This window comes from Pseudomonas sp. Q1-7, from assembly GCF_028010285.1.
Classification (GTDB): Bacteria; Pseudomonadota; Gammaproteobacteria; order Pseudomonadales; family Pseudomonadaceae; genus Metapseudomonas.
In genome coordinates this window covers 1,788,940-1,804,339 of sequence record NZ_CP116304.1, presented here as the reverse complement: position 1 = coordinate 1,804,339, position 15,400 = coordinate 1,788,940, and the positions used below count along the sequence as shown (strand labels likewise).

General features: G+C 65.5%; 11 protein-coding genes and 1 tRNA gene. 2 read left to right on the top strand and 10 right to left on the bottom strand.

Features of this window, described 5'->3' with window-relative positions; genetic code table 11:
- Positions 1 to 10: 10 nt before the first annotated feature.
- From PJW05_RS08335 to PJW05_RS08290, 9 genes are all read right to left on the bottom strand, one after another.
- Complete coding sequence (locus PJW05_RS08335) at positions 11 to 1,405, bottom strand: ABC transporter substrate-binding protein (RefSeq protein WP_271411240.1); 1,395 nt, start codon at positions 1,403 to 1,405, stop codon at positions 11 to 13.
- Between the two features lie 27 nt (positions 1,406 to 1,432).
- On the bottom strand, positions 1,433 to 2,767 hold the full coding sequence (locus PJW05_RS08330; protein WP_271411239.1) for an FAD-dependent oxidoreductase: 1,335 nt from the start codon (positions 2,765 to 2,767) through the stop codon (positions 1,433 to 1,435).
- A complete protein-coding gene (locus PJW05_RS08325) occupies positions 2,764 to 3,906 on the bottom strand; it encodes an acyl-CoA dehydrogenase family protein (RefSeq protein WP_271411238.1) in 1,143 nt (380 codons plus the stop codon). The genes PJW05_RS08330 and PJW05_RS08325 overlap by 4 nt, the downstream gene beginning before the upstream one ends.
- A 15-nt stretch (positions 3,907 to 3,921) precedes the next feature.
- Positions 3,922 to 4,479: an OsmC family protein gene (locus tag PJW05_RS08320; protein ID WP_271411237.1), complete on the bottom strand. Its 558-nt coding sequence runs from the start codon at positions 4,477 to 4,479 to the stop codon at positions 3,922 to 3,924.
- Positions 4,480 to 4,785: 306 nt separating this feature from the next.
- Entirely contained in the window at positions 4,786 to 6,384 is a 1,599-nt protein-coding gene (locus PJW05_RS08315) for a sigma-54 interaction domain-containing protein (RefSeq protein WP_271411236.1), read from the bottom strand.
- 514 nt (positions 6,385 to 6,898) lie between these two features.
- A tRNA-Arg gene (locus PJW05_RS08305) sits at positions 6,899 to 6,975 on the bottom strand.
- Positions 6,976 to 7,063: 88 nt separating this feature from the next.
- The gene (locus tag PJW05_RS08300; RefSeq protein ID WP_271411235.1) at positions 7,064 to 8,461 is read right to left on the bottom strand and encodes a sodium-dependent transporter; all 1,398 of its coding nucleotides are present in this window, start codon (positions 8,459 to 8,461) and stop codon (positions 7,064 to 7,066) included.
- A 78-nt stretch (positions 8,462 to 8,539) separates the two neighbouring features.
- A complete protein-coding gene (locus PJW05_RS08295; protein WP_271411234.1) occupies positions 8,540 to 9,595 on the bottom strand; it encodes a Glu/Leu/Phe/Val dehydrogenase dimerization domain-containing protein in 1,056 nt (351 codons plus the stop codon).
- Positions 9,596 to 9,702: 107 nt separating this feature from the next.
- Positions 9,703 to 13,170 carry an indolepyruvate ferredoxin oxidoreductase family protein gene (locus tag PJW05_RS08290; protein ID WP_271411233.1) on the bottom strand — a complete coding sequence of 1,156 codons (3,468 nt, stop codon included), beginning with the start codon at positions 13,168 to 13,170 and terminating at the stop codon, positions 9,703 to 9,705.
- A 200-nt stretch (positions 13,171 to 13,370) separates the two neighbouring features.
- Here PJW05_RS08290 and PJW05_RS08285 point away from each other — a divergent pair, with 200 nt between their 5' ends.
- The gene (locus PJW05_RS08285) at positions 13,371 to 13,838 is read left to right on the top strand and encodes an Lrp/AsnC family transcriptional regulator (protein WP_271411232.1); all 468 of its coding nucleotides are present in this window, start codon (positions 13,371 to 13,373) and stop codon (positions 13,836 to 13,838) included.
- Positions 13,839 to 13,841: 3 nt separating this feature from the next.
- Here the strand turns inward: PJW05_RS08285 and phnN are convergent, their stop codons facing one another.
- Positions 13,842 to 14,426 carry a phosphonate metabolism protein/1,5-bisphosphokinase (PRPP-forming) PhnN gene (gene phnN, locus PJW05_RS08280; protein ID WP_271411231.1) on the bottom strand — a complete coding sequence of 195 codons (585 nt, stop codon included), beginning with the start codon at positions 14,424 to 14,426 and terminating at the stop codon, positions 13,842 to 13,844.
- A gap of 476 nt (positions 14,427 to 14,902) precedes the next feature.
- On the opposite strand from phnN, the gene PJW05_RS08275 reads away from it, so the two are divergent.
- Complete coding sequence (locus tag PJW05_RS08275) at positions 14,903 to 15,229, top strand: Arc family DNA-binding protein (protein ID WP_041770386.1); 327 nt, start codon at positions 14,903 to 14,905, stop codon at positions 15,227 to 15,229.
- The last annotated feature ends 171 nt before the right edge of the window (positions 15,230 to 15,400 follow it).

Genomic DNA, 15,400 nt, shown 5'->3' with positions numbered 1-15,400 from the left:
GATCCTTTCCTCACACGCGCTTGATCGCGAAGCTGTCCAGATAGGCCTTCGGCTGGGCCGGATCGTACGGGCGGCCCATCACCGAGAAGCTCTTGTAGCCGTTCACCGGTTCGGCGGACGCCTCGTTCATGCCCAGCTCGGCCATGTGGCGGCGGGCATCGGTCATCAGGAAAACCTGTTCGGCCAGGGCGTTGAAGTCCACGTCGCCTTTTACGTAGCCCCAGCGCTTCATCTGGATCAGCATCCAGGTCGCCATGGAATACCAGGGCATCGGGTCGAACTTGGCTCGATCGGGCTCGTTCCGGACCTCGCCCAGACCATCGGCGTAACGGCCGGTGAGCACCTGCCGCACGACGATCTCCGGCTGGTTGAGATAGTTCGGCGTGGAGATGGCCTGAGCGATCGTCGGCAGATTGGCCGGGTCGTTGGCGGCGGCGGCCGCGTTGAGCACCGCCCGGTAAAGCGCCGCGAATGTGTTGGGGTTCTGCTCGATGAAGGCCTGCGAGGTGCCGAACGAACAGCACGGGTGCCCCTGCCAGATATCCTTGGACAACACATGCAGGAAGGCGATGCCGTCGTACACGGCACGCTGATTGAACGGCTCGGGCCCGAAGAAACCGTCGATGTTGCCGGCGCGCAGGTTGGCGATCATCTCTGCAGGCGGCGTCACGCGCAGTTGCACGTCACGGTCCGGGTCGAGGCCGTGCTCGGCCAGGTAATAGCGCAGCAGGAAATTGTGCATCGAGAACTCGAAGGGAATGGCGAACTTGAAGCCCTTCCAGTTGCGCGGATCGCGATTGTCCTTGTGCTTGAGCGCCAGGGTGATGGCCTGGCCGTTAGTGTTCTGGATGGTGGCCACACGCATGGGTTGCGGGCTGGACCCCAGGCCCATGGAGATGGCCAGCGGCATGGGGGCCAGGAAGTGCGAGGCATCCAGCTCGCCGTTGAGCATATTGTCGCGCACCAGGGCCCAGCCGGCGGTCTTCTGCAGGCTGACGCTGAGTCCCTGTTCCCGATAGAAGCCCATGGGATCGGCCATGATCAGCGGGGTAGCGCAGTTGATCGGAATGAAGCCGATCTTCAGGTCCTTCTTTTCCAGCGGGCCGCGCTCCTCGGCCATTGCCTGCAGCGCCTGCAACGGCAGCACGCTGGCGATGGCGGCCATCGCAGTGCCCATGCCCACCGCCTTGAGGAAGCGGCGCCGGGCGGCATCCTGGGGGAACAGCGCGCGCACGGCGGCGGCCTCAATGAAGTCGCGAGACAGCCTGTCACTGTCACGCCCGCAGGCCAGACGCTCCCGCTCGACTTGCAGGTCGTGTTCCTGCTGGCTGCCGTGGGCCCCGCAGGTGCAGCCTGACAGGCTGCTGTGCTCCGAATAGGGGCGGTAGAAATTCTTGTCGGTCATCGCTGTGCCCTCCTCTGAGTCATCCGATCAGGCGGCCTTGGCCTGGCCCACACGCAAGGTTGAAGCGGTACGCCCATCGACCTGTTGTTCCATGAGCAGATAACTGTCGTCTTCGTGCACCACCCGCCACTGGCCCGCAGCACAAGGCGTGCCATGCATTTCGATCGGCAGGGAGCGGGTCTTCAGACGGATCACCGGCTGGCTGTGCCGGTAACGCTCCCCGGCCAGGCCCAGAACGGCATGGGCAATCGCCCTGGCCTGGTGAGCGATGGGTTCGATGAACCGGCAGGCGGTGCCCTCCAGGCTCACGCAGTCACCCAGCGCGTAGACATCCGCGGCGCTGGTCTGCAGGGTGCCAGGATCGACCTGGATGCCCCTGTCGAAATCCAGCCCGCCCATCCGCGCCAGACGGGCATCGGTCGCCAGGCCGGTGGCAGCGATCACCTGGTCGACGACCAGGTGCTGCCCGCACGTTGTGGCGATGCACTTGCTGCCGTCATCCAGGCCACTGACGCCGGCAACCTGCACGGCCCCGAGATAGCCGATACCCAGTTGCTGCTGACTCCGCCGCAGCCGACGCGCCGCGGGCTCGGGCAGCAGGCCCGCCAGCGGAAGGTGCTGGCGATCCACCAGGGTCACCTGATGCCCGGCGCGGGCGAAGTCCTCGGCCAGCTCGCAACCGACCATGCCGGCGCCGACGATGGCGACCCGCTGCGACCCCTGGCGCAGTTGTGCCTGCAGACCGCTCCAGCCACTCAGGTGGTTCACCCGCCAGCACAACGCCGGCGGCAGCTCGGCGGGCAGTACCGGGCGCGCGCCCTGGGCCAGCACCAGCCGGGTGTAGGTCAGCGTGCCTTGGGTCGTGCGTACCTGGTGCTGCGCCGGCGTCAGGCCGACCACGAAGGTGTCGGTCAACAGACGCACGCCCAGGCGACGGGCGGCGTCGGCCGCCGTCTCGCGAACCAGTGACTCGGGCGTCTGGCCGCGACTCAGGGCCACCGACAGTTCCGGCTTGTGGTAGAGGTCGCCCTTGCAGGCGCTGACCAGGGTGATCGGCACCGCGGCGTCCAGCGCACGCAGGGCTTCGACGGTGGCCCAGCCGGCAAGGCCGGCGCCCACCACCACCACGCCCCTGCCCTGCTGTGCGCCCTGCACCACACAGGATGGCGCGGCCTCGCGCCTGACGAAGGGCTCGAAGTCGAGCTTGGTCACCCCGCACAGCGGGCACTCCCAGTCGTCGGGGATGTCTTCGAAGCGGGTGCCGGGCGCCAGGCCGCTGTCCGGATCACCCATTTCCTCGTCATAGATCAGCCCACAGGCGCGGCAGATGAACTGCCGCCAGGCTCGGGTCGCGTCGCTCATGCCGGCATCTCCTCTTTCATCAGGCGCGCCATCTCCCAACGCAGGTGCTTGATCGCCGGGGTGACGATGGCCACGAACTGGGCCTCGCGAATACGCCGCTGCGGTGCCGCACTCTTCAGGTAGCCTCGCGCGCCCTGGTGCAGCAGCGCGGATTGCGAGGCACGCAGCGCCAGCTCGGCGCTCTGGGTGCGTGCGTCGAGGACATCCAGCAGGAAGTCGGTACTGCCGTCGAACGGGGTTTGCGCCAGCGTCATGATCCGCCCCCCCAGCTCCTCGAACTCGGCCTGGATCTCGTCCGGGCGGTCGTGCAGGAAACGGTTGACGTGGCCGAGCACCGGCTCCACCTCGCGCATCGAGTCCAGGCTGCCCTGGACGATGCCGGTGGCCATGCCGGCCTGGAGCAGCACGAAAGCGGCGCGGATGCGGGCGATGAACGGACGCGCCGGGTCAGCGATCATGCAGTCCTCGCCGACGAAGTAGTTGTCGAGCTGAATGCGCCAGGTGCTGGTGCCCTCCATGGCGGAGAACTCCGGACAGGCCTTGAGCTCGACGCGCTCGTCCAGATCGAGCAGGAACATGATCTCGTGCGAACGGCTGCCGTCGTCACGCTCCACAGCGGCGATGGCACCGCAGTACTGCCCCTTGGCGATATGACTGACCCAGGGCAGCGAGCCGCTGACCCTGTAGCCGCCCGGCACCTTGTGGGCGCGCAGCAGCATGTTCTCGATACCGGCCAGCGACTTCATCGGGTTGGACAGTGCGGTACCGCCGCAGGTCCGCCCGGTGGCGTGGTCGGACAGCCGGGCCAGCAACGCCGGGTTGCCCGACTGCTCCATGTACAGGCCGCAGACGTCGTGACACCAGGTGAGGAAGCCGGTCGAACCGCAGGTGCGACTGATCTCCTGCATGGCCGCCAGCGACAGCCCGTAACGGCTGCCGTGACTGTCGAGATGCACGCCCAGCGCGCCGGCCTCGCCGAGTGCAGCCATGATGTCGAGTGGGTAATAGCCCTCATGGTCGATGCGATTGACAATCTGCGCCAGCGGGCCGCGGGCGACGCGGCCGACCTCGGCGAGCACGCGGGCATCGTCGGTCCAGGCAGCTGCCGCGGAGGGTACTGCAAGTGCGAGGCTGTTCATGGCGTCCTCCGCGGCTCAGTCGGCCAGCGCGATGCTGAACGGAATCGGGTTGCGCAGGGTGTTGGCCACCGGCGAGTAGAAGTTGGCGTGCCTGACGATCTCGTCCAGTTCCTCGCGGCTCGCGTCGCCTTCCACCAGCACCTTCACGCGGATCGCCTGGAAGCCCATCTGCTCCGGCTGCATCTGCGCACCACCGGCGCCCCACGCCGCCGGGTTGCCGATGTCGGCCTCGAGGAAGATTTCCAGCTTGCTCAGTTTCACCTGCTTCCAGGTCGCCACCGCCGTGATGCCCACGGCCAGGCAGCCACCCAGCCCGGAAAGCACGATCTCGCCCGGTGCCGGCGCGGTGTCCTCGCCGAACAGGTGCAGCGGCTCATCGACCACGACCGCTTCGTGATCGCCCACGTAGCTCAGGCTGCGGTACATCCCCTGCATCACCGTGTGGACCTTGTTGGTGCCACGGCTGGCGGGGTTGTTGCGGCCCTTCTCGGCGAAGGCCAGCAGGCCCTCGCGGTCGATCGGTTTCAGGTAGGTCTTCAGGGTGGTCGGGCAAGTCTCGGTTGCTGCGGTCATGGCATTCTCCAGCGGTATCTGGGGAGCAGGCGGGCTGCCCCATCGAGTGTCGAATGCTCTTTTGCAGGGGGTATGCCAATTCGCAGAAAAACCAATAAAACACAATGAAATCAATAAGTTGAAATTAGACGAGAGGTATTCGAACAGCCCTCTCGACGACTGACCATCAGGCGGCGGACGACCAATTGGCAACATTGTCAATAATGTCAATGTCGCCCAATCTGGCCGATGCGGTGGTATCAAACGCACAGGGCAGACCGTGGTCTGCCCTGTGGGAGAGAAGCGCGGGCAAGGTCGTGCTTCGGCCTACAGGCCGAGCTTCTGCCAGCGGTAGTTGAACTGGCGTGGAGTCAGACCGAGCAGTTGCGCGGCACGCGACTTGTTGCCTCCGCACTGGACCAGCGCCTGTTGCAACGCATCCGCGGAGTGCGAGCCGGCGGGGGCGTAGGGGCGCACGGGCAGCGACAGCATAAATGGCTCTGCCTGCGGTCGGCTGCTGACCGGCTGTACCCGCACCTCCTCCACCGTCTCGCCAATACTCAGGAAGGGCTCGAGATCGCCGGCACTCAGGGGCGACTTGTCGGCCAGCAGCACCACCCGCTCGATCACGTTGGACAGCTCGCGGATGTTGCCCGGCCAGGGGTGCGCCTGCAGGCGCTCGATGGCATCGGCGGTCAGGCTGATGTTGCGCTGGTTGGCCTGGTTGACCCGGTTGAGAAAGTGCATGGCCAGCGCGGGGATGTCGCTACGTCGCTCGGCCAGGGACGGGAGATGGATGGGGATGACATTGAGCCGGTAGTAGAGATCCTGGCGGAACTGCCCGCGCGCCACCTCGATGGCCAGGTCACGGTTGGTCGCCGCCACCAGGCGAACGTCGACGGGAATCTCCCGCTTGCCGCCCAGGCGCGTAATCGTGCCCTCCTGCAGGGTGCGCAGCAGCTTGGCCTGCATCCCCAGCGGCAGCTCGCCAATCTCGTCGAGGAAAATGCTGCCGCCGTCGGCCTGCTCGAACCAGCCTGCACGCATCGCACTGGCCCCCGTGAAGGCTCCGCGCTCGTAGCCAAACAGTTCGGACTCGAACAGGGTGTCGGGAATGGCGGCGCAATTGACCTTGATGAACGGCTTGTCGGAACGTGGACTGGCCAAGTGCAGGGCGCGGGCGAACAGCTCCTTGCCGCTGCCGGACTCGCCGAGAAGCAGCACGCTGGCGGTGGCACTGGAAACCCGCTCCAGCTCGGAAATGGCCCGCAGCAGTTCGGGGGACGTCCCGACGATGCCGTAGCGGGTCGCATCGGCATGCAGGGCCCTGGTCAACAGGTCGTTGCGCTGTTCCAGCGCGCGGGTCTTCTCCTCGATGTAACTCTGCAGATGCAACATCTGCCCGGCCAGCGTCGCCAGGATGCGCAGGATGGTCAGATCGTCGGCCAATGGCCTGGCTCGCATGCGGATTCGATGGCAGGCCAGCACGCCGACGGTCTTCTGGCCGATCTGGATAGGCAGGGCGATGAAGGACACCGGTCCTGCCGGCAGCTTGCTGCGCTCGACCATGCGGCCGAGGAAGATCGGTTCCTTGTCGATATCCTGCACGATCGTCACCTGGCCATGCGCCAGCACCTTGCCGGTCACCCCTTCATTCAGGGCGTAGTGACCAAGCGCCACCTCCTCCCTGGTCAAACCGTACGCATAGCGAATGGTCCCGCCGCGTTCATCGTCATCGCGCAGGACGATCCGTCCCCGGTTCAGGCCCAACAGCTCGGAAAGCAGGTGGAGCATCTCCTTGAACACCGGCTCCACGGCCAGACTCTTGCCCGCCAGCGCCGTGACCTGCTGCAGCAGGAGCATTTCCTGAGAGCGCCAGAAGGCGGGTGAGCTATTGAAGTCGTCTACTTTTGGGTTATCTGGCATGCGGACTTGGATCCCGTTGAAAAATGGCACGCCGCATCCTCACGCATGAGAATGCTGGCCGGACGCATCGTAACCAGGCTTGAGGCAATGACTGGCGGCATGCCGTAAAGCAGCAAGACTCACGCCAAGTCTCGATGAACGTACGGGGTGAATGCCTTAAAGATAGAGCCAGATCGCCCGCCGGAACCGCCGGCCGCCAAACTGCCCATGCCACTTGCAGCCGTTCGCCGCCAGCCACGAACGAAATGATCGCCGCGCAGTACGGGAAGGGCTCCAGCGGCGCCAAGGTCGACCGGCTGGAGCGTCTGCGCGTGTTAACGAAGGAAGTGGGGCCGATCTGCACAAACGCGTTAGCGAGTGGCTGAAGGCCGGCCCGGGTATCCGAACTACGGTGCGCCACGCCATTGGCAGCACTGCTGTTCTGCGCATCCGCGCCCCGTTCGCGTGACGGGTGCCGATGCTTCGAGCTTGCTGTCACGGGCGCTACTCGCTGCCGCCGTGAAAGGGCTTTATATGGCGTCCCAGAGTGGGCTCGAACCACCAACCTTCCCCTTAGGAGGGGGATGCTCTATCCAATTGAGCTACTGGGACGCGGCGGGCTCGCCGACGATGGCGAGGTCCTGAGGACGGGCGGCATGTTAACGGCGTCCGCGCGATTTGTCATGCCATCCCGACGGACTCAGAACAGGCCCAGGCTGTGCAGGAAGACCACCAGGATGCACAGCGGCGTGACATAGCGCAGCACCCGCCACCAAAGGCCGAACAGCGCCGGGCTGGCAATGCCCACGCCGTCTTCCACCTTGGCGCGGCCCAGGACCCAGCCGCAGAACAGCACGGTGAGCAGACCGCCGATGGGCATCAGCAGATTGGCCGTGAGGTAATCCAGGGCATCGAAGAAGGTCTTGCCGAACAGGGTGTACTCCGCCCAATGGTTGAAGGAGAACACCGAACCCAGGCCCAGCACCCACAGACCCAGGCCGCTCACCAGGACCGCCTTGACCCGCCCCATGCCGAAGCGCTCGGTGAGCCAGGCGATGGTGGGCTCGCTCAGGGAAATGGCAGAAGTCAGCGCGGCAATCGCCAGCATGACGAAGAACAGCCCGCCCACCAGGCTGCCGAACGGCATCTGGCCGAAGGCGATGGGCAGCGTGACGAAGATCAGGCCGGGGCCGGCGCCAGGCTCGAGGCCATTGGCGAACACCAGCGGGAAGATCGCCAGCCCGGCCAGCAAGGCCACACTGGTGTCGGCGATGGCCACCATGATCGAGGTGCGGGCGATTGAGGTGCCGGCGGGCAGGTAGGAGCCATAGACCATCATGGCGCCGCTGGCGAGGCTGAGGGTGAAGAAGGAGTGTCCCAGGGCGATCAGCACGCTCTGGCCAGTGAGTTTGCTGAAGTCGAAATCGAAGAGGAAATGGACGGCGGTGCCGAAATGGCCAGTGGTGGCGGCATAGCCCACCAGTACCAGCAGGAGCAGGAACAGCCCCGGCATGAGGAAGCGCAGGGAACGCTCCAGGCCTTTCTGCACACCCAGGGCGACGATCAGCAGGGTGGCCAGGAGCACGCCGCTGCCATAGGCCAGCAGCTTCAGCGGATTGGCCAGCATGGCGCCGAACAGCGCCTCGCTGGCCTTGCCGTCGATCCCGGCGAAACGTCCGCTCAGGGCATCCGGGACGTAGGCCACCGCCCAGCCCGCCACCAGGGTGTAGAAGCTGAGGATGAGGAAGCCGGTGAGCACCGCCACGGTGCCCAGGTGCCGCCAGTGGCGTCCGGCGCCAGCGTCGAGTGCCGCCAGGCCAAGCGCCTGTTCCGGGTTGGCGCGGGCGCGTCGGCCGAGCATCACTTCCAGCATCAGCAGGGGAATGCCGATCGCCAGGATGCAGCCGAGGTAGACGAGGACGAAGGCGCCGCCGCCGTTCTCGCCGGTGATGTAGGGAAACTTCCAGATATTGCCCAGCCCCACGGCGGAGCCGGTGGCGGCGAGGAAGAAGGCCCAGCGCGACGACCATTGTCCACGGGCGCCGGAGGGTCGGGAGGCATCACCGGCAGTGCCGGATATGAGGCTTTCTTGGGTCATGGGGACATACCGTCTTGTTGTTGTAGTGAGGTACGTGCCGGCCATCCGGCGCTGCGGGTGGCCGGCCGGGAAATCCACTCAATCGCGGCCAAAGCGCTCCTCGGCGATTCGGTCGGCCACGGCGGTGGTGGTGCGGCCTTCGGCGTCGGCGCGGACGAAGATCTCCCGCAGGGTCTCGCCGATGCCCTCGACATGCTGCTTGAGCGCGGCTTCGCTGCCGTTGCTGCGCTCGTACCAGACATCGATGATGCCGCCGGCGTTGATTGCGTAGTCCGGCGCGTAGAGGGTGCCGCGGCGACGCAGCTCTTCGGCCAGGCCGGCATCGGCCAGTTGGTTGTTGGCGGCGCCGGCGATGATCGGCGCGCGCAGGGCCTCGAGGGTCTGCGGATTGACGATGCCGCCCATGGCGCAGGGCGCGAAGACATCCACGTCCAGGCCATAGATCTCGTTCTGCCCGACCACCGTGGCGCCCAGTTGCTCGGCAGCACGACGGGCGTTGGCTTCGTGGATGTCGCAGACCCAGAGCTGGGCCCCGGCGGCCTTCAGGTACTGGGCCAGGCTGAAGCCCACCTGGCCGACGCCCTGGATGGCCACCTTGAGCCCGGTGAGGTCGTCGCGACCGAGGCGGTGCTGTACCGCCATGCGGATGCCGACGAAGGTGCCATAGGCGGTGGACGGCGACGGGTTGCCGTCACGCACGCCGCCGCCCAGGGCCTCGCGAGTGCCGGCGCCGGCCACGTGGCGGCTGCGCTCGGCCATGATGCGCATTTCGCTGACGCCGGTGCCGGAGTCGGCGGCGGTGATGTAACGGCCGCCCAGGCTGTCGACGAAGTCACCCATCGCCTGGAACAGCGCTTCGCTCTTGTCGCGGTGCGGATCGCCAATGATCACCGCCTTGCCGCCGCCCAGCGGCAGGTTGGCCAGGGCGGACTTGTAGGTCATGCCACGGGACAGGCGCAGCACGTCGCGCAGGGCCTGTTCGTCGTTCTGGTAGGGCCACATGCGGCAGCCGCCGAGGGCCGGGCCGAGGTTGCTGTTGTGGATGGCGATGATGGCCTTGAGACCGGTGGCCTTGTCGTGGCCGAAAACCACTTGCTCGTGATGATCGAACTCGACGTGGGTGAAGACGGACATGGTGTTTCCTCGATTCGGTGTTGGCGTGTTTCAAGTCGGAAAGCACCCTCTCCCCCGGCCCCTCTCCCGCAAGCGGGAGAGGGGGGAGGTTCAGGGCAGGAATACGATCAGGCGGCCGGGTCGAACAGGTGCAGCACCTGGATTTCGTTGGCGGTCAGGCGCGCACGCAGTTGCTTCTCCTGCTCGCGGACCTTGGCCAGGGCGCGCTCCTTCACCGGGCCGTAGCCACGGATCTGTTCCGGCAGTTCGGCCAGGGCCACGGCGGTGGCGTAGTTGCTCGGCTTCAGCTCCTTGAGGATCAGTGTCACCAGGGCTTCGTACTCGCCGATCAGCTCCCGCTCGAGCTTGCGCTCGTGGCTGTAGCCGAAAAGGTCGAAGGCCGTGCCACGGAGGAACCTGAAGCCGGCCAGCACACCGAAGGCCTTGAGCATCCAGGGGCCGAAGCGGCGCTTGCGCGGCTCGCCGGTCAGCGGATCGGGCTTGGCCAGCCAGGACGGCGCCAGGTGGAATTCGAGGTGGTAGTCACCCTCGAACTGCGCCTCCAGCTGCTTGCGGAAGGCGCTGTCGCTGTAGAGACGGGCGACTTCGTACTCGTCCTTGTAGGCCAGGAGCTTGGCGTAGTAACGGGCGACGGCGCGGGTCAGGGCCTTGTCCTCGCCGCTGTCGGCCTGCCGCACGCGCTCCACCAGGGCGCGATAGCGCTCGGCATAGGCGGCATCCTGGTAGGCACGCAGGTGATCGGCACGGTACTGGACGATCTCTTCGACCGTTTCGCAACGCGGCGCCTCTACCTCCGCCGGTTTGGCCAGCTTCTCCACCGCCACCAGGTCGTGGGCGGCACGACGGCCCCAGAGGAAGGCCTGCTGGTTGAGGACCACGGACACACCGTTGAGCTCGATGGCTTTGTCGATGGCCTCGGCGGAGATGGGCACCAAGCCGCGCTGGTAGGCGTAGCCGAGCATGAACAGGTTGGTGGCGATGCTGTCGCCCAGCAGGCGCGTGGCCAGGCGGGTGGCGTCGACGAAGTGGGTCTTGGACTCGCCCACCGCTTCGGCCAGGGCTTCGCGCATGGCCGCGCCGGGAACCTGGGCGTCGGGGTTGCGGGTGAACTCGGCCGTGGCGGCTTCATGGCTGTTCACCACCGCGTGGGCAATGCGCTCGTTGAGCTTGGCCAGGGCTTCCTCGCTGGCGGCCACCACCAGGTCACAGCCCAGCAGCAGGTCGGTTTCGCCGGCGGCGATGCGCACGGCATAGATGTCATCCTGCCTGGCGGCGATGCGGATGTGGGTGATCACCGGGCCGAACTTCTGCGCCAGACCAGCCTGGTCGAGCACGGTGCAGCCCTTGCCTTCGATGTGCGCGGCCATGCCCAGCAGCGCGCCGACGGTGGTCACGCCACTGCCGCCGACGCCCGGCAGGAGAATGTTCCAGGGACGCTCCAGGCTCGGCTGACGCGGCTCCGGCAGGGCCACGAAGAGCGCCTTGGCACCCGCTGCTTCCGGCTTGCGCAGGCTGCCGCCGTGCACGGTGACGAAGCTCGGGCAGAAGCCCTCGACGCAGGAGAAGTCCTTGTTGCAGGCGTTCTGGTCGATCTGGCGCTTGCGCCCCAGTTCGGTTTCCAGCGGCAGCACGGACAGGCAGTTGGATTTCACGCTGCAGTCGCCACAGCCCTCGCACACCGCCGGGTTGATGAAGGCACGCTTGGCCGGGTCCACCAGCTTGCCGCGCTTGCGGCGGCGGCGTTTCTCGGTGGCGCAGGTCTGGTCGTAGATCATCACCGACACGCCCTTGAACTCGCGCAGCTCACGCTGCACGGCGTCCAGCTCGCGGCGGTGGTGGAAGGTCACGATGGGCGCGAAGGTGGCGCGGTTCGGGTACTTCTCCGGCTCGTCGGAGACCAGGGCGATGCGCTTCACGCCCTCGGCGAAGACCTGCTGGCTGAGCTGGTCGACGCGCAGCTCACCGTCGATGGGCTGGCCGCCGGTCATGGCCACGGCGTCGTTGTAGAGGATCTTGTAGGTGATGTTGACCCCGGCGGCGACGGCCGCGCGCAGGGCCAACTGACCGGAATGGAAATAAGTGCCGTCACCCAGGTTCTGGAAGATGTGTGGGGTGTCGGTGAAGGGGGCCTGACCGATCCAGGTGGCGCCCTCCCCGCCCATCTGGGTGTAGGTGTCGGTGTTGCGGTCCATCCACTGCGTCATGTAGTGGCAGCCGATGCCGCCCTGGGCGCGGCTGCCTTCCGGCAGCTTGGTGGAGCTGTTGTGCGGGCAGCCGGAGCAGAAGTGCGGGGTGCGGGTGGTGGTGTGCTTGGGCGCGGCCAGGGCCTTTTCCTTGGCGGCGAGGAAGGCCAGGCGGGATTCGATCTGCTCGCTGGAGTAGATCGGCGCCAGGCGCTTGGCGATGACCCGGGCGATCATGGCCGGGGTCAGCTCGCTGAGGTTGGGCAACAGGGAATTGCCCTCTTCGTCGAACTCACCTACCACACGCGGACGCTTGTCCACGGGCCAGTTGTAGAGCTGGCCGGTGACCTGATCCTCGATGATGCTGCGCTTCTCTTCCACCACCAGGATTTCATCCAGGCCTTCGGCGAACTCGTGGACGGAGATGGGCTCCAGCGGCCAGCTCATGCCGACCTTGAGCACGCGCAGGCCGACCCTGGCGCAGAGTTCCTCGTCCAGGCCCAGGTCGTTCAGGGCCTGGCGCACGTCAAGATAGGACTTGCCGGTGGTGATGATGCCGAGGCGCGGGTTGGGCGAGTCGAGCATCACCTGATTGAGGTTGTTGGCGCGAGCGAAGGCGCGCGCGGCGTAGATCTTGTACATGTTCAGGCGCTTTTCCTGCGCCAGGGGCGGGTCCGGCCAGCGGATGTGCACACCGTCTTCGGGCAGTTCGAAATCGTCCGGAATCTTCACCTCGACCCGCAGCGGATCGACTTCCACCACGGCGGAGGAGTCGACGTTCTCGGCGATGGTCTTCAGGGCGACCCAGCAGCCGCTGTAGCGCGACAGCTCCCAGCCGATGATGCCGTAATCGAGGATTTCCTGGACGTTGGCCGGGTTCAGCACCGGGATGGAGGCGCCGATGAAGGCGTGCTCGCTCTGGTTGGCGATGCTGGAGGACTTGCAGCCGTGGTCGTCGCCGGCCAGCAGCAGAACACCACCATGGGGCGCAACGCCGGCGGAGTTGCCGTGCTTGAAGACGTCGCCGCAGCGGTCCACGCCCGGCCCCTTGCCGTACCACATGGAAAACACGCCGTCGTACTTGGCACCCGGGAACAGGCTGGTCTGCTGGCTGCCCCAGCATGCGGTGGCGGCCAGTTCTTCGTTGACGCCGGGCTGGAAGTGGACGTGGTTTTCCTTGAGGAAGGACTTGGCCTCCCAGAGGCTCTTGTCGAGGTTGCCCAGCGGCGATCCCCGGTAGCCGGAAATGAAGCAGGCGGTGTTCAGGCCGTGGGCCTTGTCCCGTTGCTTCTGCAGCATCGGCAGGCGGGTGAGGGCCTGGGTGCCGGTGAGGTAGAGGTGACCGGTTTCGAGGCGGTATTTGTCATCCAGGCGGATCTCGGCCAGAGACATGCGGGCGCTCCTTTTATTGTTATGGCGACCTGGATGGCAACGGTGGGTGCCATCCCTTGTTCAGCCCGGCGCGGGATCGCCGCATCGGACGCTTGCCAAGATCATGACCGGACGGTGCTGATTTTTTCTTTCTATTTTTGGGCTCCAGCGCCAGACTTGCGCATGATCCTTCCAACAAGAACAAAATCCCGGACTGATTCATGCAGAACGCCTTGAGCCCCATCGACCGCAAGATTCTCCGTCTGCTGCAGCACAATGCCGACCTTTCCGCCGCCGAAGTGGCGGAAAAGGTGGAGCTGTCGCAATCCCCCTGCTGGCGGCGCATCCACCGCATGCAGGAGGAAGGACTGATCGAGCGCAAGGTGGCGCTGCTCAATCCCAAGCTGCTGGGCTTCTCGATCACGGTGTTCGTCAACATCAAGCTGTCCGCCCACGGACGCAACAACCTCACCGAATTCGAGGAAGCCATAGTCGGCTACCCGGAAGTGCAGGAGTGCTACACCATGGCCGGCGGCTCGGATTACCTGTTGAAGGTGGTGGCCAAGGACATCGCCAGCTATGAGCGCTTCCTGCGTGACCAGTTGCTGCAACGGCCCCATGTGCTGGAGGCGCACTCGAACATCGCGATGAGCGAGGTCAAGCGCACCACGGAGCTGCCGCTGGACTGAGACTCAGGCGGAATCCGGCCAGGCGATGGGGCGGTGATCCTCGATGAGCTGCAGCAGGCGCTGGCAGGTCTGGGTGAGGGAACCGGAGTTGTCCAGCAGGCAGAGGTCGGGATTCTCGCCGGCCAGCAGGGTGTCGGCGAAGCCGGCATTGCGCGCCAGGCGGGCCTCGATCTCCTCCGCGGACTCGCGGCCACGGGCATGCAGGCGGCGGCGCAGGACCTCGTCCTCCACCGTCAGCAGCACGGCCAGCAGATGAGGGTAGCGGCGGCGCGCTTCCGGCAGGTAGCCACGGGAGCCGTTCACCAGGACGTCCTCGCCCGCCTCCAGCCAGTCGTCGATCACCCGGGGAATACCGTAGGAAAGGCCGTTGGCATACCAGCTCATGGCGAAATCGCCTCGGGCCTCGCGTTCGGCGAACGCCTGGGGGCTGACCGCCTCGGCCAATTCGCCGCGGGCCTCGGCCGAGCGGGTAATGACCCGGCGCGCGACGCGGCAGCCCTGTCCGTCCAGGTCGACACGCAAGGCGTCGAGCAGGCTGTCCTTGCCGGCACCGGAAGGGCCAATGAGATAAATGAGCCTGCCTTTCATGGGAACACCTGACGAGAAGGGAATTGCGTCCCGGGATCGTGGCCGGAAACAGGAGATCGAGGTGAAAATTCTGAACCGCTTTCATGACAGCGCAAAGGACTCTTTTGCACAGAGCGTGGTCAGACAACAGCGGCTACCCTTCAACATGATGGCCAGACAGCATCATGGCGTTTCATCGCCCGGTACTGTCCGCTACCGCGAGAGTGCGATCAGGACCGGCGTTGGCCTACACGCACGTCGGAGAAGTACGGATTGTTCATCCACTCGCATTTTGGACAATTGGTGCTGGCTAAAAGCCGCTACAATGACCACAATTCGACATCATATTGACGTCAAGGAAATGTTTTGACGATCTGCGGGTCGTACCGATTCGAAGCGCGAAACTGGTTGAACAATTGCTGCTAAGGACAGTCAAACCGGTGACAATCTCGCAGCTAATTGCCAGCATCGCTTTCCTGAACTAACCGGTTGAATGTATGCGCCCTATGAAACAGGCTATCTATTCCAGTCGCACGGCTGACAAATTCGTCGTTCGCCTCCCCGAGGGCATGCGCGAGCGCATCGCCGTCGTGGCCCGCAACCACCATCGCAGCATGAACTCCGAGATCATCGCCCGCCTCGAGCAGAGCATGCTCCAGGAAGGCGCGCTGGACGAAGGTGTATCCATGCGCCTGGACAGCCCGGAACTGACCCTGCACGAGCGCGAACTGCTGCAGCGCTTCCGTCAGCTCTCGCGGCGCCAGCAGAATGCGCTGGTTGCACTGATTGCCCACGATGCGGAACTCGCAGCCGAGGAGTCGTGAGACCACCCCGCATTGAACGAGAAAGCCGGCAATAGCCGGCTTTTTCACGTCCCGTTCCATGGCGTCGGGATCGCAGATACGAAAAAGCCGCCCTTGAGGCTAATGCTGTTCACATAAGCATTTGAGCTGCAGCCGAGGTTCCCCGAGAATCCGATGCCAGACCTCTGGCAT

Excerpts from the sequence above, each read along its gene's own strand:
- phnN (WP_271411231.1), bottom strand. The coding sequence starts at position 14,426 with ATGAAAGGCAGGCTCATTTATCTCATTGGCCCTTCCGGTGCCGGCAAG.
- PJW05_RS08330 (WP_271411239.1), bottom strand. The coding sequence starts at position 2,767 with ATGAGCGACGCGACCCGAGCCTGGCGGCAGTTCATCTGCCGCGCCTGT.
- PJW05_RS08335 (WP_271411240.1), bottom strand. The coding sequence starts at position 1,405 with ATGACCGACAAGAATTTCTACCGCCCCTATTCGGAGCACAGCAGCCTG.
- PJW05_RS08290 (WP_271411233.1), bottom strand. The coding sequence starts at position 13,170 with ATGTCTCTGGCCGAGATCCGCCTGGATGACAAATACCGCCTCGAAACC.
- PJW05_RS08315 (WP_271411236.1), bottom strand. The coding sequence starts at position 6,384 with ATGCCAGATAACCCAAAAGTAGACGACTTCAATAGCTCACCCGCCTTC.
- PJW05_RS08320 (WP_271411237.1), bottom strand. The coding sequence starts at position 4,479 with ATGACCGCAGCAACCGAGACTTGCCCGACCACCCTGAAGACCTACCTG.
- PJW05_RS08285 (WP_271411232.1), top strand. The coding sequence starts at position 13,371 with ATGCAGAACGCCTTGAGCCCCATCGACCGCAAGATTCTCCGTCTGCTG.
- PJW05_RS08275 (WP_041770386.1), top strand. The coding sequence starts at position 14,903 with ATGCGCCCTATGAAACAGGCTATCTATTCCAGTCGCACGGCTGACAAA.
- PJW05_RS08325 (WP_271411238.1), bottom strand. The coding sequence starts at position 3,906 with ATGAACAGCCTCGCACTTGCAGTACCCTCCGCGGCAGCTGCCTGGACC.
- PJW05_RS08295 (WP_271411234.1), bottom strand. The coding sequence starts at position 9,595 with ATGTCCGTCTTCACCCACGTCGAGTTCGATCATCACGAGCAAGTGGTT.
- PJW05_RS08300 (WP_271411235.1), bottom strand. The coding sequence starts at position 8,461 with ATGACCCAAGAAAGCCTCATATCCGGCACTGCCGGTGATGCCTCCCGA.